Origin of the sequence: Streptomyces mobaraensis (genome assembly GCF_020099395.1) — a bacterium.
In the GTDB taxonomy this organism is placed as follows: Bacteria; Actinomycetota; Actinomycetes; order Streptomycetales; family Streptomycetaceae; genus Streptomyces.
Map to the genome: position 1 here is coordinate 4,690,892 of NZ_CP083590.1, position 19,495 is coordinate 4,710,386.

Genomic DNA, 19,495 nt, shown 5'->3' on the forward strand with positions numbered 1-19,495 from the left:
TTCCCCCATGCCCCACCGATTCGCCAGGACGGCGCCGCGTGGGGCCGCACTACAGTGGGCCGGAGGGCCGGTCCCCGGAAGACCGGGAGCCGGAAGGCCGGACACCGAACCGAAGACAACCGGTGGGAACCGGGAAGAACCGGAACGAAGAGGCGGCCCGGCATCCGGTCCGCGGCACGACCGCGGGCCGGCCACCGGGCCGGAGTACACGACCAGGGAGCGCATGACGTGCGGCCGGTAGGCAGCAAATACCTGCTCGAAGAGCCGCTCGGACGCGGGGCGACGGGCACGGTCTGGCGGGCGAGCCAGCGGGAGGCGGCGGGTGCCGAGGCGGCCGTGGCCGGGCAGCCTGGTGAGACCGTCGCCATCAAGGTCCTCAAGGAGGAGCTGGCCAACGACGCGGACGTCGTCATGCGCTTCCTGCGTGAGCGCTCCGTGCTGCTGCGGCTCACCCACCCGAACATCGTCCGCACCCGCGACCTCGTCGTCGAGGGCGATCTGCTGGCCCTGGTGATGGACCTGGTCGACGGCCCGGACCTGCACCGCTACCTGCGGGAGAACGGCCCGTTCACCCCGGTGGCCGCGGCCCTGCTGACCGCCCAGATCGCCGACGCCCTGGCGGCCAGCCACGCCGACGGCGTCGTCCACCGCGACCTCAAGCCGGCCAACGTCCTCCTGAAGAACGAGGACGGCCGGATGCACCCGATGCTGACGGACTTCGGCATCGCGCGCCTCGCGGACTCGCCCGGCCTGACCCGCACCCACGAGTTCGTCGGCACTCCGGCGTACGTCGCGCCGGAGTCCGCCGAGGGCCGCCCGCAGACCTCCGCCGTCGACATCTACGGCGCCGGCATCCTGCTGTACGAGCTGGTCACCGGCCGTCCGCCGTTCGCCGGGGCGACCGCCCTGGAGGTGCTGCACCAGCACCTGAGCGCGGAGCCGCGCCGCCCCACCACCGTCCCCGAGCCCCTGTGGACGGTCATCGAACGCTGTCTGAGCAAGCGCCCGGAGGGGCGGCCGAGCGCCGAGAACCTGGCCCGCGCCCTGCGCGTGGTGGCCGCCGGCATCGGTGTGCACGCCAGCCCCGCCCAGGCCGAGGCGGCGCTCGGCGTCGCGGCCCTGCTCGCCCCCGACCCGCAGCCGGCCCAGGTGCCCGGTACGGGCCTGGCGGGCCGGCAGGGCGGGCCCGGCGCCGGCTTCGGCGACGCGGACCCCACCCAGGTGCTGCCCCCGACCGTCGACCCGTCGGCCGGCCAGGGCCCGGGCGCCTACGACCCGAACGCGGCGACCAGCGTGCTGCCCAGCACCCCGCCGGGCGCGGACGCCGGCCCGACCCAGATCCTGCCCACCGGCTCCGCGCCGGGCCCCGACGGCACCCGGATCATGCCCACCGGCCCCGGTGGGTACGGCGGCGCGGACCCGACGCGCGCCATGCCGCCCGTCGGCCCGGACCAGCAGCAGGCCGACGGTCCGCACCCCTGGCAGACGCAGCTGCGCGCGGCCCGCGACCGCAACGACCAGACGCAGGTCCAGTACCTGGACCCCAGCGAGGACCCGCTGCGCCGGCGCCCCACGCGCCGCCCGGCCCCGCAGCAGCCGTACCAGCAGCCCCAGCAGCCTCCGTACCCGCAACAGGGCTACCCGGACCAGCAGGGTTACGCGAACCCGCAGTACCCCGGCCCCCAGCAGCCGCCGTACCCCCAGCAGGCACAGCAGTACCCGCCACAGCAGCCGCAGCAGCAGCGTCAGGCCGCGCCTCAGCGGCCCGCTCCCCAGCGGCCCGAGCGCCGTCGCCCCGAGCCGCGCCGGCAGCAGCCCGCGCCCGCGCCGGAGCCGCAGCGGTACGCGCCGCCCGAGCCGGAGCCCGCGCCCCGGCGCGAGCCCCGGCCGCCCCGGCAGCGCAGCGCGAACCCCATGCGCATCCCTGGCCTCGGGTGCCTCAAGGGCTGCCTTTTTGTGATCGTCATCCTGGTCATCGGCTCCTGGGCGGTATGGGAGTTCACCCCGCTCAAGGACTGGGTCGCCGACGGCAGGAGCTTCTGGGACGCCGCCTGGGACTGGGTCACCAAGGCCAAGGACTGGGTGTCCGAGCTGGGTTCGAAGGCGTAGTCCCGGGCGGACGGTCCCGGGGGAGCGGCCACGACGTGTTGACGACGGATCAGGCCGGGGTGGCGAAACGATGCGCCCCGGCCTCGAAAGCGCGACCGGCCGACGGGAACGCGACCGGCGGACGGCCGGGGTCCGGAGCGGGCCGCCACCCGTAGGGTGGCTTGTGCCGCGGAATGGGGCTCCGGCACCGGCCGGTGCCCCTAGCATCCCCTCGGCCGCGTAGGTTGTCGGTGACGCGCCTGTCGGATGTCGGAGGAGTCGGGGAACAGTCTTGGCACGGAAGATCGGCAGCCGGTACACCGCCCACCAGGTCCTCGGCCGGGGCAGCGCCGGAACGGTGTGGCTGGGCGAGGGGCCCGAGGGCCCGGTCGCGATCAAGCTCCTGCGTGAGGACCTCGCGTCCGACCAGGAGCTCGTCGGCCGGTTCGTCCAGGAGCGCGCCGCCCTCCTCGGTCTCGACCACCCGCGTGTGGTCGGCGTCCGCGACCTGGTCGTGGACGGCGCCGACCTCGCCCTGGTGATGGACCTGGTCCGGGGCACGGACCTGCGCACCCGGCTCGACCACGAGCGCCGGCTGGCCCCCGAGGCGGCCGTCGCCATCGTCGCGGACGTCGCCGACGCCCTGGCCGCCGCGCACAAGGCGGGGGTCGTCCACCGCGACGTCAAACCGGAGAACGTCCTCCTCGACATGCAGGGCCCGCTCGGCCCCGGCGGCGCCCACCCGGCGCTGCTGACCGACTTCGGCATCGCGCGCCTCGTGGACGCCCCCCGCCCAGCCCGGGACCGGCAGCCGGGCTCCGGCGCGGGCGGCCGGGCGGCCGGGCAGCGGAGCGTCATCGGGACCCCGGACTACCTCGCCCCCGAGATCATCGAGGGGCTGCCGCCGCGCGCCTCCGTCGACGTGTACGCGCTGGCGACCGTCCTCTACGAACTGCTCGCCGGGTTCACGCCGTTCGGCGGCGGGCACCCCGGGGCCGTCCTGCGGCGGCACGTCACCGAGACGGTGGCGCCGCTGCCGGGCATCCCCGACGAGCTGTGGCAGCTGATCGTCCAGTGCCTGGCCAAGGCGCCCGCCTCCCGGCTGCGCGCCTCCGAGCTGGCCTCCCGGCTGCGGGAGCTGCTCCCCGGACTGGCCGGGCTGCCGCCGCTCGACATCGACGAGCCGGGCGCCGAAGAAGAGGGGGCGCACGGGGAGTACGCCGGGCACGGTGAGCCCGGTGAGGCGTTCGCCGACGGCGCCGGGGCGCCCGGCACGGCGTACGACGGGCAGGGCGCGCCCGCCGGTACGGCGCCCGCGCCGCGTCGCCGGGGTGCGGTCCCCCTCGTGCCCACCCCCGCCTTCGACTCCACCCGGGACACGCATACGAGCATGCGCGTACCGGGTCCCGAGGAGCTCGCGGGCGGCGCGCACGGCACGGCCCGCGCTCCCCGGGCCGCCGGTGAGCCCCGGGCCGGCTCCGCCCGCCACCGCACCCCCGCCGAGGCCCGGCGCCGCCGCCGGATCAAGCTGGGCGCCGCGGCGGCGGCCCTGGCCGCCGCGGCGGGCGTGGGCGGCTGGCTGGCCACCGCGGACCACGACTCCGGCGACGCCAAGCCGGGCGTGCACCGCACGGACACCCCCCAGGGCGAGCTCCCGTAGCGGACCCCGCCCGCCCCGGAAGGGGCGCGCCGTCCACGTAGGAAGGGCACCCGGCCGCCCGGGGACCTCCGGGACCACCCCGCGCGCCCCCGGTTCCCGGCCGGACACCCCGGTCCCGCACGGCGTGCCCCGCCGCCCCGCGTACCGGTTAGGCTGGTTGCGTGGCAGTCGTTGACGTATCCGAAGAGCTCAAGTCCCTCTCCTCCACCATGGGGTCGATCGAGGCCGTCCTGGACCTCGACAAGATGAGGGCCGACATCGCCGTGCTCGAGGAGCAGGCGGCAGCCCCGTCGCTGTGGGACGACCCGGAGGCGGCGCAGAAGATCACCAGTCAGCTGTCGCACCTCCAGGCCGAGCTGCGCAAGGCCGAGACGCTGCGCGGCCGCATCGACGACCTCGCGGTGCTCTTCGAGCTCGCCGAGGCCGAGGACGACGCCGACGCCCTCGCCGAGGCGGAGACCGAGCTCGTCTCCGTGCGCAAGGCGCTCGACGAGATGGAGGTCCGCACCCTCCTCTCCGGCGAGTACGACGCCCGTGAGGCGCTCGTCAACATCCGGGCCGAGGCCGGCGGCGTGGACGCCTCCGACTTCGCCGAGCGCCTCCAGCGGATGTACCTGCGCTGGGCCGAGCGCCACGGCTACAAGACGGAGATCTACGAGACCTCGTACGCCGAAGAGGCCGGCATCAAGTCGACCACCTTCGCCGTTCAGGTCCCCTACGCCTACGGCACCCTCTCCGTCGAGCAGGGCACCCACCGCCTGGTGCGCATCTCGCCCTTCGACAACCAGGGCCGCCGCCAGACCTCGTTCGCGGGCGTCGAGGTGCTGCCGGTCGTCGAGACGACCGACCACGTCGAGATCGACGAGTCCGACCTCCGCGTCGACGTCTACCGCTCCTCCGGCCCCGGCGGCCAGGGCGTCAACACCACCGACTCCGCGGTGCGCCTGACGCACCTCCCGACCGGCATCGTCGTCTCCTGCCAGAACGAGCGCTCGCAGATCCAGAACAAGGCGACCGCGATGAACGTCCTCCAGGCCAAACTGCTGGAGCGGCGCCGCCAGGAGGAGCAGGCCAAGATGGACGCCCTCAAGGGCGACAGCGGCGGCTCGTGGGGCAACCAGATGCGGTCGTACGTCCTGCACCCCTACCAGATGGTGAAGGACCTGCGCACCGAGTTCGAGGTGGGCAACCCGCAGGCCGTGCTCGACGGTGACATCGACGGCTTCCTGGAGGCCGGCATCCGCTGGCGCAAGCAGCAGGAAAAGTAAGACGAAAACAGAAACAAACACGGCACAAACGCTGAAGGATCCGGGCATACCGCCCGGATCTCGCTTGACGCTGCCCCGGAATCTCGGAAGGCTGGCGAGCGGCATGCGTATCACTGGGGTGCGTGTGGCGGGGGGCGTGGGACCCGGCCGTACGGCCGGAGTCGTCGCGCACGGTTCCCCGGAGCCGCCGCCCCGTGGATAGCTGCTCCATCGACGAGACCAGCTACTGGGGGTAGCAGGCATATGACCAACAAGACGCGGTTGCGCGTGGCGCGCATCACCGCAGGCGCGGTGATCGCCGCGGGTGCGTCGCTGACGGCCGCGGGCGTGGCCTCGGCCGCCGGCGTGGACGTTCCGCTGGACGGCCTGAAGAAGGGCAAGTCCGTGTCGGCGCCCGACGGGCCGGGTGACGGCCAGACGCCGCCGCCGGGCGGTTCGGAGACGACGCAGCCTCCGACGAGCATCCCGCAGCCGCCGACCACGGACCCGAAGCCGCCGACGGAGGATCCGCAGCCGCCGACGACGGATCCCAAGCCGCCGACGGAGGACCCGCAGCCGCCGACCACGGATCCCAAGCCTCCGACGACGGACCCGCAGCCGCCGACCACGGACCCGAAGCCTCCGACGACGGATCCGCAGCCGCCGACCACGGATCCCAAGCCGCCGACGACGGACCCGAAGCCGACCTCGGACACCACCAAGCCGCCGACCACGGACCCGAAGCCGACGGGTGACCCGACGGGCGACCCCACGGGTGAGCCGACCCCCGGCTCCACCAGCTCGCCCTCCACCGGCAGCGGCACCGGCCCCGGCGCCACCGACAAGGCGTGCCCGGTGGACACCAGCAGCGGCAACTGCAACACCGGTGCGGACGGCGCGGCCGTCAAGCCGGTTCAGCAGGCCAAGCCCAAGGAGGAGCTGGCGCAGACCGGTGCCGGGCAGACCGAGTTCCTGGTCGCCGGCGCCGCGACGATGATCGCGGGCGGCATCGGCTTCCGGCTGCTGCCCCGGGCGATCAACCGCAAGACCGTCGCCTGACCGGCGCTCGCCCGTCCTCCGGGCGAAACGTTCCGGCGCAGGCCGCGGGGACGCTGACGCGACGAGGCCCGGGGTGCCGTACCGCACCCCGGGCCTCGTCGTCTGTCATGACCGTCATGTCCGTACCGAGGGGAACCTCTGACCGGATCGTGACCCTCGGCTCACGCCGCGAAACTGCGCGCGACGACCGCCACCGCCACCAGCGCCACCAGCAGCGCCACGAGCGCGGCCGGGGTCAGCCCCGCGAAGAGGCCCTCCTGCTGCTGCAGCCGCTCCCGGCTCGCCCGGCAGACCGGGCACCGTCCCTCGCTGACCGGGGACGCGCAGTTGGCGCACACCAGTCGGTCGCATGTCATGCGAATTCCTCCTCCGGTACGTCCAACGCGAGAGAGAGCCGTGCGGTTCTCCCTACCACTGTGCCAGCTTTCCCGCCCTTCGGCGCGACCGGTGTCCGGGAGCCGCCCCGAACGGTACCTCCGCATGCCGCGCTGACGCCCGCGCGAGCCGATTGTCCCGTTTTCTTCCGCCCTCCCGGGGCTGGCCGGCGGCCACGGGCGGCCCGACACAGGACGCCGACTGCGCGTACACGGGTCGTTCGCGTATGGTCACGCTCACCGACGGGCGCCACGGCCGTGGCGTTCCGTGCCGCTCTCCAGGTCGCACGTGGTGCACTCGTGATTCGATTCGACAACGTCTCCAAGTCCTACCCGAAGCAGAGCCGCCCGGCGCTCCGGGACGTCTCGCTCGAGATCGAGAAGGGCGAGTTCGTCTTCCTGGTCGGTTCCTCGGGTTCCGGCAAGTCCACCTTCCTCAGGCTGCTGCTGCGCGAGGAGCGGGCCAGCCACGGCCGGGTGCACGTCCTGGGCAAGGACCTCGCCCGGCTCTCCAACTGGAAAGTGCCGCACATGCGCCGCCAGTTGGGCACGGTGTTCCAGGACTTCCGGCTGCTGCCCAACAAGACGGTCGCCCAGAACGTGGCCTTCGCCCTGGAGGTCATCGGCAAGCCGCGCGGCGAGATCCGCAAGGCCGTCCCGCAGGTGCTGGAGCTGGTCGGGCTCGGCGGCAAGGAGGGCCGGATGCCCGGTGAGCTCTCCGGCGGCGAGCAGCAGCGGGTGGCCATCGCCCGGGCGTTCGTCAACCGGCCGATGCTGCTGATCGCCGACGAGCCGACGGGCAACCTCGACCCGCAGACCTCGGTCGGCATCATGAAGCTGCTCGACCGGATCAACCGGACCGGCACCACCGTCATCATGGCCACCCACGACCAGCAGATCGTGGACCAGATGCGCAAGCGGGTCATCGAGCTCGACCAGGGCCGTCTCGTGCGCGACCAGTCGCGCGGCGTCTACGGCTACCAGCACTGAAAGGCAGTGAAAGGACGCCATGCGCGCCCAGTTCGTTCTGTCGGAGATCGGCGTCGGTCTCCGCCGCAATCTCACGATGACCTTCGCGGTGATCGTGTCGGTCGCCCTCTCGCTTGCCCTGTTCGGCGGTTCGCTGCTGATGAACGAACAGGTCAACTCGATGAAGGGCTACTGGTACGACAAGGCCAACGTCTCGATCTACCTCTGCAACAAGACCGACAAGGCGAACTTCCCGTCCTGTGCCAAGGGCGCGGTCACGGATGAGCAGAAGAAGCAGATCAAGGCCGATCTGGAGAAGATGCCGATCGTCCAGAGCATCCAGTTCGAGACGACGGACGAGGCGTACAAGCACTACAAGGAGCAGTTCGGCAACCAGCCGCTGGCCACCGTGGTGACCGCCGACCAGATGCAGGAGTCCTTCCGCGTCAAGCTCAAGGACCCGACCAAGTACGAGGTCATCTCCAGCGCCTTCCAGAAGCGCCCGGGCGTGCAGACGGTCGAGGACCAGAAGGACACCCTCAAGAGCCTGTTCAACCTCCTGAGGTACATGAACTGGGGCGCGCTGGGCGTCATGTTCCTGATGCTCGTCGTCGCGCTGCTGCTGATCGTCAACACGGTCCGGGTCTCCGCGTTCAGCCGCCGCCGGGAGACCGGGATCATGCGGCTCGTCGGGGCGTCCAGCTTCTACATCCAGGTGCCGTTCATCGCGGAGGCGGCCGTCGCCGGGCTGCTGGGCGGCGGGCTCGCCTGCGTGCTGCTCGTCTCCGGCCAGCAGTTCCTGGTGAACGACCTGCTCGCCACCCACATCGACGTCATCCAGTTCATCGGCTGGGGCGCGGTGCTGACCAAGCTGCCGCTCATCCTGGCGACCGGTTTGCTGATGCCGGCGCTGGCCGCGTTCGCGGCGCTGTGGAAGTACCTGAAGGTCTGAGCGGCCCCGATGCGCCGGGTGTCGTACGGTCCGGGAGGCGGTCAACTCCCCGTATGGCGCCCGGCGGTGTCCTAGACTCTCGCGCATGCCCGGCCCGACGATGTTCGTACCGCACCGCCGACACCGGCGCGGCGCGGTCCTGACGCTGGTCTTCGCCGGGGCGCTGGCGACCGGGGCGGCCACCGGCTCCTGGGGCGCGGACGCCCGCGGCGGGCCGCTGCCCGCGACGGCGCGCACGCCCCGTCCGTCCGCCCCGGCACCGCACACGAAGAGCGCTCGGCCGCCCGTCCGCGCCCCCGCGAACACCGGGCGCTCCGCGGACCGCTGGGGCGGGGTCTACAGCGCCACCGAGTACGAGGGCTTCCAGCGCGCCCTGCGCGGCGAGTACGTCGGCGTCGGGCTCTCCGTGCGCCGGGCCGCCGACGGGCGGATGGAGGTCGACGGCGTCGAGCGCGGCGGCCCCGCCGCCCGGGCCGGGATCGCCCCGGGGGACCGGCTGCGGTCGGTGGACGGCACGGAGGTGACCGGACGGCCGGTCACCGAGGTCGTCGCCCGGCTGCGCGGCGGGCCGTCGGGCAGCGGTACGCCCGTCACCCTCGGGCTGGCGCGGGACGGCGGCCGGGAGTGGGAGAGCACCCTGCGGCGCGCGCGGCTGCGCACCCGCAGCGTCGTCACCGAGCGCTTCCGGGACGGGCCCGCCGCCGGCACCCGGATCAAGGTGGAGTCGTTCACCCACGGCACCGGGAAGCAGGTCCGGGCCGCGGTCCGGGGCGCCGGGCCCCGGGAGGGCGTCCTACTCGACCTGCGCGGCAACTCGGGCGGGCTGGTCACCGAGGCCGTCACCAGCGCCTCCGCCTTCCTCGACGGCGGGCTGGTCGCCACGTACGACGTGCACGGCAGGCAGCGGGTCCTGGAGGCTCGCCCGGGCGGGGACACGAGACGCCCGCTCGTCGTCCTCGTCGACGGGGGCACGATGAGCGCCGGGGAGCTGCTGGCCGGCGCCCTCCAGGACCGGGGGCGGGCCGTCGTCGTCGGGTCCCGGACGTTCGGCAAGGGCTCGGTGCAGATGCCCCGGCCGCTCCCCGACGGCTCGGTCGCCGAGCAGACCGTCGGCCACTGGCGCACCCCCTCGGGACAGGCCGTCGACGGCCGCGGGATCACCCCGGACCTGGTCGTCCACGGGGACGCGGAGCCCCGGGCCCGCGCGGTATTGAGTGGCCTCGGACCGGGGGCCTAGTGCGAGAATGACCGCACTATGGGAAAGCAGCAGAAGCAGCCCAAGGAACCCGGGCGCAAGCTCGTCGCGCAGAACAAGAAGGCGCGGCACGACTACCACATCATCACCACGTACGAGTGCGGCATGGTGCTGACCGGCACCGAGGTCAAGTCGCTGCGGCAGGGCCGGTCCTCGCTGGTGGACGGCTTCGTGCAGATCGACGGCGGCGAGGCGTGGCTGCACAACGTGCACATCCCCGAGTACGCCCAGGGGACGTGGACGAACCACAGCGCGCGCCGCAAGCGCAAGCTGCTGCTGCACCGCGCGGAGATCGACAAGCTGTCGGCGAAGGCCGACGAGACCGGTCACACGATCGTGCCCCTGGCGCTGTACTTCACGTCGGGCCGGGCCAAGGTCGAGATCGCGCTGGCCAAGGGCAAGAAGGAGTACGACAAGCGGCAGACGCTGCGGGAGAAGACGGACCGCCGCGAGGCGGACCGCGCCATCTCCGCCGCCCGCCGGCGTCAGCGCGCGCAGGCGGCCCGGTAGTCCCTGGGGGGTACCTCCGGGAATGCGCTGGCACCGCTCGGCGTTGGTCACGTACGATGGGCAGCGCACGCCCCACCGTGGGTTGCACGTTGAAAAAACAACATGGGGATGATCGGTTTCGACAGCGGATGTCGAAGCAGGGGAAGCGAGCCGAGGAAGCGGCAATGATCTCGTAAACCATATGTCGCAACCAATAATCGCCAACACCAAGCGCGATTCCTTCGCCCTCGCTGCCTAAGTAGCGACTCGCGAAGTGTCAGCCCGGGGATGTTCCCGACCCGGATCCTGGCATCAGCTAGGGGACTAAACCACTAGGTCCGGTCACGGGACCTGGTGGGAAATCAAACAGTGACTGAGCCCGTCGGAGACTTGTCCGCGTGATCTCCGGGGCCGAGAAAATCGCAGCGGACTGCGCTCGGAGAAGCCCTGATTCCGCACCGTTGGACGCGGGTTCGATTCCCGCCATCTCCACAAGATCACCCATGTGAGGCAAAGGCCCCACCGCCCCGGCGGTGGGGCCTTTGCCGTACCCCGGCCCGGGCCGTGCCCGATGCCCGATGTCGTACCCGAGTGGTTCCATGGCAGAAGGCAGCGCAACCGGAGGGCCCCGGAGGCCCTCTTCCAGAGACAGAGGGGGGTGGCGCCATGAAGGGGATCGTCCGAGCGGCCGCCACGGTCGCGGCCGGTGCGGGGGCGGTGCTGCTGCTGGGGGGCGCCGGGGCGGCGGCCGCCGACGGGCCCGGCCGCGGGGCCGTCCACGTGCTCGTCAACGGGGCGTTCGAGAACCGGCCGGGGGAGCTGGTCGACATCGACGTGCAGGGCGTCCGGGCGGGTGCCGCCGTGACCGCCCATTCGCCGGCCTTCCGCGGGCCGGTGCGCCTCGCGCCCTACGGCGGACGGGCGCCGGACGCCGGGCAGGGGCACCACGCGCGGCCCGCCGTCGCCCCGTCCGCCCGCCCCGGCGCGTACCCGCTGACCGTCCGGGTCGGCGGCCGGACGGTGGCGGAGGACCTGGTGCGGGTGCGGGCCCCGAAGCCGCCGCTGTTCCAGGTGGCGGGCGGGGGCGGGGCGCTGCGGCCGGGGGAGCGGGTCGGCCTCTGGTACGACGACCTGTACCCGGGGGAGCGCGGCACCTCCTTCACGGTCCGCTCGCCGGTCTTCCCGGCGCCCGTGCGGCTGGTCCACGACCCCAGGGGCAGCCACTGGAACAACCCGCGGATGTTCGGCGCCTCGGTGACGCTGCCGCTCGGCGCCAAGGACGGCACGTACAAGGTGACGCTCGCCGGCCCGGGCGGCCGGGCGCTGCGGGAGGCGCGGCTCGTGGTGCGCGCCGCCCGCCCCGGCGACGGCGACTACCTGGGCCGGGCGCGCGGGCCCGCCTTCTTCACCGTCCCCGGCGCGCCGGAACGGGCCCGCACGGACGGGCAGCGGGTGGGCGCCGGCGGGACGGTCAACGTCCTGTGGCGCGACGCGTCGCCCGACCCCGGCGAGGACGGCCGGCTGACGGCGACGTCCCCGGCCTTCGAGACGCCGGTCCCGCTCCGGCGCGACGACAGCAAGGCGGGCGACGGCGACGATCCGCGCTACTACGGCCCGGCGCGCATCCGCCGGGCGCTGGGCCCGGGCGCGTACCCGGTGACGGTGGTCAGCCATCACGGGCGGGTGCGGAAGACGGGACGGCTGCTGGTCACCGGCGTCACCGGCAGCCGTACGGGGAGCGGCGCCGCCGAGCGGCCGGGTGACGGCATACGGCCCGCCGTGAGCGCGGCCGACGGCCGGGGCGGACGGGCCGCGGAGGCGGGCGGAACCGGTGGTTCCGGCGTTCCGGTGGCCGTGCTGGCGGGGGCCGGCGGAGGCGTGGCCGGTGCGGCGGCGCTGGGTGCCGTGCTGGTCCGGCGGCGGCGGGCGCGGGCGGTCGATTAGCGCGGACCGGCCACGGCGGCCTTCTTTCCGCCGGTCCGCGGCGGGCGGAGCCGGCGGAGCAGCGGAGTCCGGTCGCGGGGCGGCGCGGCGGTGTCGGAGTGGCGGGGCGGGACGGCGAGGAAGAGGAGGTGGGCGGTCATGTGATCAGCCTCGCGCCGGGCGCCGGGCCCGGTCCAACACCTGATCGATGGCCATTCACGCACTCTTGTTGTTGACTGCGCCGCATGCCGCACGACATCGAGCCGCGCCTGCTGCGAGCCTTCGCCGCCGTCGCCGACGAACTGCACTTCACCCGGGCCGCCGCACGGCTCCACCTCGCGCAGCAGGCGCTCAGCCGGGACATCCGCCGGCTCGAACAGCGGCTGGGCGCGCAGCTGTTCAGCCGCACGACGCGGGCGGTGACGCTGACGGCGGAGGGCGCGCGGCTGCTGCCGTACGCCCGGCGCGTGCTCGCCGCGCAGGACGAACTGGCGGCGGCCTGGGCGCGCGAGGAGCGCCCGCTGCTGGTGGACGTCGTCTCCCCGGCGAGCACCGCCCACCGGATCGTCGTCCGGGCCCGCGCCGCCGCGCCCCGGGTGGAGCTGGTCGCCCGCCACCACAGCGGCCTCACCGGCGCCGCCGCCGCGATCCTGGCGGGACGGCTGGACGTCGCCTTCGGCCGGGTGGCGGGACTGCCGGTGGAGGTCAGGACGGCGCTGGAGCACCGGCCCGTACGGTACGAGCGGATGGCCGTCCTGCTGCCCGCCGGTCACCGGCTGGCGGCCCTCGCGACCGTGCCCCTGGAGGCGCTGCGCGGCGAGACCCTGTACGCCGCCGCCGGCAACCCGGCCACCGCCGAGTGGACCGACCTCGCCCGCCGCCTCTTCGAGGGCCGCGGCATCGCGATGGCCGAGCCCTTCCCCGAACTGGAGGGGGACGAGGAGTTCGTGCGCGTCGTGCGCAAGCGGGGGTGGTCGGTGCTGGCGGGCACCGAGTTCCTGAAGGTGCCCGGGATGGCCCTGCGCCCCCTCACCGACCCGATACCCCTCTCCCCGGTCTCGATGGTCTGGCGCAAGGGCCTCCGCCACCCCGGCCTCGACGCCCTCCGCACCGCCGCCTCGGGCTTCCCGGAGGAACGCTGGCTGGAACGCCCGCCCGGGGCATGGCTCCCGGCGGAGGACGCGGCGCTGATGGGCGGGTGCGCGGGGGCGGCGGACGGCGGGGCCGCCGTCTGAGCGGAGGTGGCGGATGACGGGGAGGCGCCGGCCCCGGACGGTCCGTCGCCTGCCGTGGGCGGCCGTGGCCGTGGCGGTATGCGGTGGCCGCCGCCCCCCGCGCGACGCACGAGGCGACTGCCCCGGGTGCCGTACCGGAGCCGGGGACGGGGTGGGCCCCCTACGCCCGGTCGCGCACGGCCCCGGGAGCCCGCGTGCGGCGCTCGACACCGTCAGCGCCCCCCTGCGCGGACGACGGCCCCGGCCGGGCGGGCTCGCGGCCCCCGGCGGGCGGCGCCGATGCCCGGCGCGTGCTCCGGCGGATGATCGGCGGCGGTTGCCGCCCGGCGGTGCGGCGGCCGACAATTGCTCCGGTGATCCGGTCCGGGAGCCGAACCGTCCGGCCGGAGCCGCCGAGACCGAAGCGTGCTCCACTCGTGCCACGGAGGCCGACATGGCGGGATTCCTCGACCGGGCCAAGGAACAGGCCCAGCAGGCGTTGCGGCAAGGCAAGCAGAAGGTCGACGAGGTGCAGGCCCAACGGGCGGGCGGCGAGCTGCTGAAGAAGCTCGGCGCCGCCTACTACGCCGAGCAGCGCGGCAAGGGCAGCGGCCAGGCGACCCAGGACGCCCTCAACGCCCTGGAAGCCCACATCGCCGTCCACGGCGACGGGTTCCTGCGCGGCTGACGCCGGGGCGGAGGTCCGTCCGCGCGGCGGCCACCACGGTGGCGCGTCCGCCGGTCGTGGGGGTTCCGGCCGGGCGTCCGGCCGGGCACCCTGTGGGGTGGCGCATCTCTCCGCGCGGCGCAGCTCCGCACAGGGCTCCCCAGGGAAAAGGTGACAGGCAGATGGCGGCGGCCTCCCACGACCTGCGGTTCGATTCCGGGCGGCTCTGCCTGGACCTGGTGGCCACCGGGGTGGGGCGGCCCGGCGACGGTCCGGGGGAGCGGCTTGGCAGCCCCGAGCGGCTGCGCGCCTGGCTGCTGGGCGCCCGGGTCGTACCGCCGGGCACGCCGCTGGAGGCCGTCGACGCCGGCTGGCTCGGGCGCTTCCACGCCCTGCGCCACCTGCTGCACCGCGTCGTCCGCGCGGAGGCCGTGGACGGTCCTGAGCACGCCGCCGAGGCGGATCTCGCGCAGGTCAACGCCCTCGCCGCCGAGCCCCCGCCCGCCCCGCGGGCTGTCCGGGGCGCGGACGGCGGTCTCGTCCGCGCCGTCGCCGCCCCGCCGGACTGCGCGGCGCTGGTGTCCCTGGTGGCCCGGGACGCGGTGGAGCTGCTCACCGATCCGGCCGTCCGTGGGCTGCTGCGGCAGTGCGAGGGCGAGAGCTGCACCCTTCTCTACCTGGACACCTCCCGGGGCCGGCGGCGCCGCTGGTGCTCCAGTGAGGTGTGCGGCAACCGGGAGCGCGTGGCCCGGCACCGCCGCCGGGCGATGAACGGCGAGGGAGTGCAAGACGGAGCGCGAGAAGGGGCGCGAGCGTCGGGCGGGGCCGCTGAGGCGTCCGCAACCGGGCCCGGCGGCGCGGACGTTAGGCCGTCACCGCACCCCGTCAAGCCATGACCGACCGTGCCAAACCTCTCATGTCCTGACAGGTGCGCTAGGTACCCCTGTTCGCGTACGGTTGAAGGCTGCCCTACGCACACAGAAGGGGGCCTGGGTGGCCGCGCAGAACGCCACACGCGCGCAGGTGGCGACGGATCCGCAGAACGCCGGGAACGGTGGGGGGACCACGCATCCGGACGGGATCCGTGACCGTGAGATCGGTGCCGAGCAGCACCATCTGGACCGGGTGTACCGGCGCCTCGAGGAGAAGATCCACGAGGCCGAGTTCCTCATGGACGACGCCGCCAAGCGCGGCCAGGTGGGGACGCCGGGGGCGCTCGCCGAACGGGACGCCCAGGTGTTCCGCGCCGGGGTCCACCTCAACCGGCTGAACAGCGAGTTCGAGGACTTCCTCTTCGGCCGCATCGACCTGCTGCGCGGCAAGGACGGCAAGAAGGGGCCCGACGGCGCGTACACCTCGGTCGAGCCCGCCGACGACGCCGTCCGGGACGACCGGGCCGAGATCGCCGAGACGCTGCACATCGGCCGCATCGGCGTCCTGGACGCCGACTACTCGCCGCTCGTCATCGACTGGCGGGCGCCCGCCGCCGCGCCCTTCTACCGGTCGACGCCGGTGGCGCCGGGCCGTGTGGTGCGCCGCCGGGTGATCCGTTCCAAGGGCCGCCGGGTGCTCGGCGTCGAGGACGACCTGCTCCGCCCGGAGCTGCGGGCGACCCTGGACGGCGCCGCGCTGCCGGTGGTCGGCGACGGCGCCCTGATGGCCGCGCTCGGCCAGGCCCGCAGCCACACCATGAGGGACATCGTTTCTTCGATCCAGGCCGAGCAGGACCTGGTGATCCGCGCCCCCGCCGCCTCGGTGACCGAGGTCGAGGGCGGCCCGGGCACCGGCAAGACCGCAGTGGCCCTGCACCGCGCCGCCTACCTGCTCTACCAGGACCGCAGACGCTACGCGGGCGGCATCCTGATCGTCTCGCCGACGCCGCTGCTCGTCGCCTACACCGAGGGTGTGCTGCCGTCGCTGGGCGAGGAGGGCCAGGTCGCCATCCGGGCCCTCGGTTCGCTGGTGGACGGCGCGGAGGCGGACACCTACGACGAGCCGGCCGTGGCCCGGATCAAGGGCTCCTCGCGCATGCTCAAGGTGCTCCGCAAGGCCGTGCGCGGCGCCCTGGACGTGCCGCGCGGCGCGGCCGTCCCCGACCGGCTGCGCGTCGTCGCCTTCGGCGCCCGCGTCGAGCTGGGCGCCGAGGATCTGGACCGCATCCGGCAGTCCGTGCTCGGCGGCACGGCCCCCGTCAACCTGCTGCGCCCCCGCGCGCGCCGCCTGCTGCTGGACGCCCTGTGGTCCCGCGCCGGCGGCCCCAAGCGGTACACCGACCCGGAGATGGCCGCCGAGGCCCGCGCGGCGTTCGACGAGGACATCACCACCGAGGACGACTTCCTGTCCTTCCTGGCCGCCTGGTGGCCGGAGCTGGCACCCCGTCAGGTGCTGGCGCTGCTCGCCGACGAGCGGCGGCTCGGGCGCTGGGCCCGCCGGGTGCTCAACCCGCGTGAGGTGCGCCAGCTCGCCCGCTCGCTGGGCCGGCTGGACGCGGACGGCAAGGGTCCGCTCTCGGTGCACGACGTGGCGCTGCTGGATGAGCTGGAGACGCTGCTCGGCGCCCCGGCCCGGCCCCGGAAGCCCCGCGAGTACGACCCGCTCGACCAGCTCACCGGCCTGGAGGAGCTGATGCCCGAGCGGACGGAGAGCCGCCGCGAGCGAGCGGAGCGACTGGCGCAGGAGCGCCGCGACTACGCCCACGTCATCGTCGACGAGGCGCAGGACCTGACGCCGATGCAGTGGCGGATGGTCGGCCGCCGGGGCCGCCACGCCACCTGGACGATCGTCGGCGACGCGGCCCAGTCGTCCTGGTCCGACCCGGACGAGGCCGCCGCGGCCCGGGACGAGGCGCTGGGCACCCGCCCCCGCCGCCGCTTCCGGCTCACCGTGAACTACCGCAACCCGGCCGAGATCGCCGAACTGGCGTCGAAGGTGCTGGCGCTGGCCATGCCGGGGATGGAGTCCCCGTCCGCCGTCCGCTCCACGGGCGTCGAGCCGCGCTTCGCGGTCGCCGGCCGGGACCTCGCCGCGTCCGTCCGCGCGGAGGCGGAGCACCTGCTGGCCGAGGTGGACGGGACGGTCGGTGTCGTCGTGCCCATGGGCCGACGGACCGAGGCGCGGGCCTGGCTGGCCGGTCTCGGCGACCGGGTGGTGGCGCTGGGCAGCCTGGAGGCCAAGGGCCTGGAGTACGACGCGACGGTCGTCGTCACACCGGCCGAGATCGCCGACGAGTCCCCGGCCGGGCTGCGCGTCCTGTACGTCGCCCTGACCCGGGCCACGCAGCGGCTGACGGTGCTGGCGGGGGAGCGGGACGAGCCGGACGCGGACGGGGTGCCGGACCTGCTGCGGGACTGAGCCGTCCGGGGCTCCGGGGGCGCGGGTGCCTGAAGTGCCGTACGCCGCCCGGATGGTCGTCCGGCCGGTTCCGGCGGAACTCCCGGTACCGGGAATGACTTCCGGGAGGCGTTTGTTAGCCTGAATACGGCACCGGCTCGATCCAAGCCCCCGGGCCCAACCTTAGTCGCTTCGAGCGACCACTTGCCGCGAGGCGAGCATGGCGGGTCGGTGCCGCTGAACCTTCCGCGAACGGGCGGTTCCCTCCGAAGACTCCGGAGGGAACCGCCCGTTCGTCTTCGGTCGTGTTCAGTCGTGTCCGGTCCCGTCCGCGCGGGCTTTGCCTGCGGTTTAACGGGGGCGGCGCATGATGGGAAGACGGGGATCCGCCCAGGTGGGCGGCCCCGAGCGCGCTCAGGGCGCTCTCATATGGTGAAACCCACCTTCCGGAAAGCCGGTGCTGGTTACCGTCTACCGGCCGGTAGGTGCGACGATCGGATGTCGCCCGGCGGGGGACGGCCCCCGGCCGGACCGCACGCCCGGGCGCGCGGAACAACGCAATCAGCGAAAGCAGGGGAAAGCGGCCATGGCAACGGCGCCTAGCGTCTCGTACTCGATGACGGTCCGACTGGAGGTGCCCGCCGGCGGTACCGCGGTCAGCCAGCTCACCACGGCCGTGGAGTCCTCCGGCGGATCGGTGACCGGCCTGGACGTCACCGCCTCCGGCCACGAGAAGCTGCGGATCGACGTCACCGTCGCCGCGACGTCCACCGCCCACGCCGACGAGATCGTGCAGAAGCTGCGCGGCATCGAGGGCGTCAGCGTCGGCAAGGTCTCCGACCGGACCTTCCTGATGCACCTCGGCGGCAAGATCGAGATGGCTTCCAAGCACCCCATCCGCAACCGCGACGACCTCTCCATGGTCTACACGCCGGGCGTCGCCCGCGTCTGCATGGCCATCGCCGAGAACCCCGAGGACGCCCGCCGCCTCACCATCAAGCGCAACTCCGTCGCGGTGGTCACCGACGGCTCCGCGGTGCTCGGACTGGGCAACATCGGCCCCAAGGCCGCGCTGCCCGTCATGGAGGGCAAGGCGGCCCTCTTCAAGCGCTTCGCCGGCATCGACGCCTGGCCGATCTGCCTGGACACCCAGGACTCCGACGCCATCGTCGAGATCGTCAAGGCCATCGCCCCCGGCTTCGCGGGCATCAACCTGGAGGACATCTCCGCGCCCCGCTGCTTCGAGATCGAGGCCCGGCTGCGCGAGGCCCTCGACATCCCGGTCTTCCACGACGACCAGCACGGCACCGCCATCGTCGTGCTCGCCGCCCTCACCAACGCGCTCCGCGTGGTCGAGAAGTCCATCGGCGACGTACGGGTCGTCATGTCCGGCGCCGGCGCGGCCGGTACGGCCATCCTCAAGCTGCTGATCGCCGCCGGCGTCAAGCACGCCGTCGTCGCCGACATCCACGGCGTCGTCCACGCCGACCGCGAGGACCTGGTCTCCGCCGACCCGGGCTCGGCGCTGCGCTGGATCGCCGACAACACCAACCCCGAGGGCATCACCGGGACGCTCAAGGAGGCCGTGCGCGGCGCCGACGTCTTCATCGGCGTCTCCGCCCCCAACGTCCTCGGCGCCGAGGACGTGGCCGCCATGGCCGACGGCGCGATCGTCTTCGCGCTCGCCAACCCCGACCCCGAGGTCGACCCGGCGATCGCCCGCCAGACGGCCGCCGTGGTCGCCACGGGCCGCTCGGACTTCCCCAACCAGATCAACAACGTGCTGGTCTTCCCGGGCGTCTTCCGCGGCCTCCTGGACGCCCAGTCGCGCACCGTGAACACCGAGATGATGCTGGCCGCCGCCGGCGCCCTCGCCGACGTCGTCGCCGAGGACGAGCTGAACGCGAACTACATCATCCCCAGCGTCTTCAACGAGAAGGTCGCGGGCGCGGTCGCCGGAGCCGTCCGCGAGGCCGCCAAGGCCGCCGGAGTGGCTGTGACGGCCGCCACGACGGCCTGACCACGGCGCGTCGCGTGACGCGGCGCTCCTACGGCCCCCATAGGGTGTCGGGCAGTGAACGGGCCGCGGAAACGCGGCCCCCTCCGAGGCTGTGGCGCTTTCCGTGTGACTCTCCAGGGTGCCGGATTGGCTTTCCCACCACTGGTGGGGGCAGGATGCTCCCCCGAGGACTCCGTCCAGGGGGCACCCCCCGGGGCGCGAGGGATCTAGTGGCGGACCCGGGTCCGGGGACTGTCCGAGGGCCCTGG

Annotated in this window: 16 protein-coding genes and 1 other RNA gene; 15 read left to right on the plus strand and 2 right to left on the minus strand. The window is 74.0% G+C overall.

All coding sequences use genetic code 11. The features are described from left to right. Window positions 1-228 precede the first annotated feature (228 nt). The 4 genes from K7I03_RS20425 to K7I03_RS20440 all read left to right on the plus strand — a co-directional run bounded on the left by K7I03_RS20425 (window position 229) and on the right by K7I03_RS20440 (window position 6,054). Window positions 229-2,109, plus strand: a complete 1,881-nt coding sequence (locus K7I03_RS20425; RefSeq protein ID WP_185944173.1) for a serine/threonine-protein kinase — start codon at window positions 229-231, stop codon at window positions 2,107-2,109. A gap of 271 nt (window positions 2,110-2,380) precedes the next feature. After that, complete coding sequence (locus K7I03_RS20430) at window positions 2,381-3,748, plus strand: serine/threonine-protein kinase (RefSeq protein ID WP_185944174.1); 1,368 nt, start codon at window positions 2,381-2,383, stop codon at window positions 3,746-3,748. 161 nt (window positions 3,749-3,909) lie between these two features. Further along, complete coding sequence (gene prfB / locus K7I03_RS20435) at window positions 3,910-5,016, plus strand: peptide chain release factor 2 (RefSeq protein WP_185944175.1); 1,107 nt, start codon at window positions 3,910-3,912, stop codon at window positions 5,014-5,016. 243 nt (window positions 5,017-5,259) lie between these two features. Then, a complete protein-coding gene (locus tag K7I03_RS20440; RefSeq protein ID WP_185944176.1) occupies window positions 5,260-6,054 on the plus strand; it encodes a hypothetical protein in 795 nt (264 codons plus the stop codon). A 161-nt stretch (window positions 6,055-6,215) separates the two neighbouring features. Here K7I03_RS20440 and K7I03_RS20445 read toward each other — a convergent pair whose 3' ends face one another. Then, window positions 6,216-6,410 carry a hypothetical protein gene (locus K7I03_RS20445; RefSeq protein WP_185944177.1) on the minus strand — a complete coding sequence of 65 codons (195 nt, stop codon included), beginning with the start codon at window positions 6,408-6,410 and terminating at the stop codon, window positions 6,216-6,218. Between the two features lie 318 nt (window positions 6,411-6,728). On the opposite strand from K7I03_RS20445, the gene ftsE reads away from it, so the two are divergent. The 6 genes from ftsE (at window position 6,729) to K7I03_RS20475 (ending at window position 12,037) form a co-directional block, all read left to right on the plus strand. Further along, window positions 6,729-7,418, plus strand: coding sequence for a cell division ATP-binding protein FtsE (gene ftsE / locus K7I03_RS20450; protein ID WP_004951920.1), 690 nt, complete (start codon window positions 6,729-6,731; stop codon window positions 7,416-7,418). A gap of 19 nt (window positions 7,419-7,437) precedes the next feature. Beyond that, window positions 7,438-8,349, plus strand: coding sequence for a permease-like cell division protein FtsX (gene ftsX, locus K7I03_RS20455; protein ID WP_185944178.1), 912 nt, complete (start codon window positions 7,438-7,440; stop codon window positions 8,347-8,349). 85 nt (window positions 8,350-8,434) lie between these two features. Further along, window positions 8,435-9,586, plus strand: a complete 1,152-nt coding sequence (locus K7I03_RS20460) for a S41 family peptidase (RefSeq protein WP_185944179.1) — start codon at window positions 8,435-8,437, stop codon at window positions 9,584-9,586. Window positions 9,587-9,604: 18 nt separating this feature from the next. Then, the gene (smpB, locus tag K7I03_RS20465) at window positions 9,605-10,114 is read left to right on the plus strand and encodes an SsrA-binding protein SmpB (protein ID WP_185944180.1); all 510 of its coding nucleotides are present in this window, start codon (window positions 9,605-9,607) and stop codon (window positions 10,112-10,114) included. 104 nt (window positions 10,115-10,218) lie between these two features. After that, window positions 10,219-10,588, plus strand: a transfer-messenger RNA (tmRNA) gene (gene ssrA / locus K7I03_RS20470). A gap of 171 nt (window positions 10,589-10,759) precedes the next feature. Then, window positions 10,760-12,037, plus strand: a complete 1,278-nt coding sequence (locus K7I03_RS20475; RefSeq protein ID WP_185944181.1) for a hypothetical protein — start codon at window positions 10,760-10,762, stop codon at window positions 12,035-12,037. On the opposite strand, the gene K7I03_RS20480 is transcribed toward K7I03_RS20475, so the two are convergent. After that, window positions 12,034-12,177: a hypothetical protein gene (locus tag K7I03_RS20480; RefSeq protein WP_185944182.1), complete on the minus strand. Its 144-nt coding sequence runs from the start codon at window positions 12,175-12,177 to the stop codon at window positions 12,034-12,036. The two genes, K7I03_RS20475 and K7I03_RS20480, sit on opposite strands and share 4 nt — an antisense overlap. An 84-nt stretch (window positions 12,178-12,261) precedes the next feature. Here K7I03_RS20480 and K7I03_RS20485 point away from each other — a divergent pair, with 84 nt between their 5' ends. From K7I03_RS20485 to K7I03_RS20505, 5 genes are all read left to right on the plus strand, one after another. Continuing rightward, complete coding sequence (locus K7I03_RS20485; protein WP_185944183.1) at window positions 12,262-13,251, plus strand: LysR family transcriptional regulator; 990 nt, start codon at window positions 12,262-12,264, stop codon at window positions 13,249-13,251. Between the two features lie 433 nt (window positions 13,252-13,684). After that, window positions 13,685-13,918: a hypothetical protein gene (locus K7I03_RS20490; RefSeq protein WP_185944184.1), complete on the plus strand. Its 234-nt coding sequence runs from the start codon at window positions 13,685-13,687 to the stop codon at window positions 13,916-13,918. Window positions 13,919-14,079: 161 nt separating this feature from the next. Beyond that, the gene (locus K7I03_RS20495; protein ID WP_185944185.1) at window positions 14,080-14,793 is read left to right on the plus strand and encodes a CGNR zinc finger domain-containing protein; all 714 of its coding nucleotides are present in this window, start codon (window positions 14,080-14,082) and stop codon (window positions 14,791-14,793) included. A 127-nt stretch (window positions 14,794-14,920) separates the two neighbouring features. Continuing rightward, window positions 14,921-17,248, plus strand: coding sequence for a HelD family protein (locus K7I03_RS20500; protein WP_224347466.1), 2,328 nt, complete (start codon window positions 14,921-14,923; stop codon window positions 17,246-17,248). Between the two features lie 565 nt (window positions 17,249-17,813). Next, the gene (locus tag K7I03_RS20505; RefSeq protein WP_185944186.1) at window positions 17,814-19,247 is read left to right on the plus strand and encodes an NAD-dependent malic enzyme; all 1,434 of its coding nucleotides are present in this window, start codon (window positions 17,814-17,816) and stop codon (window positions 19,245-19,247) included. Window positions 19,248-19,495: the final 248 nt, after the last annotated feature.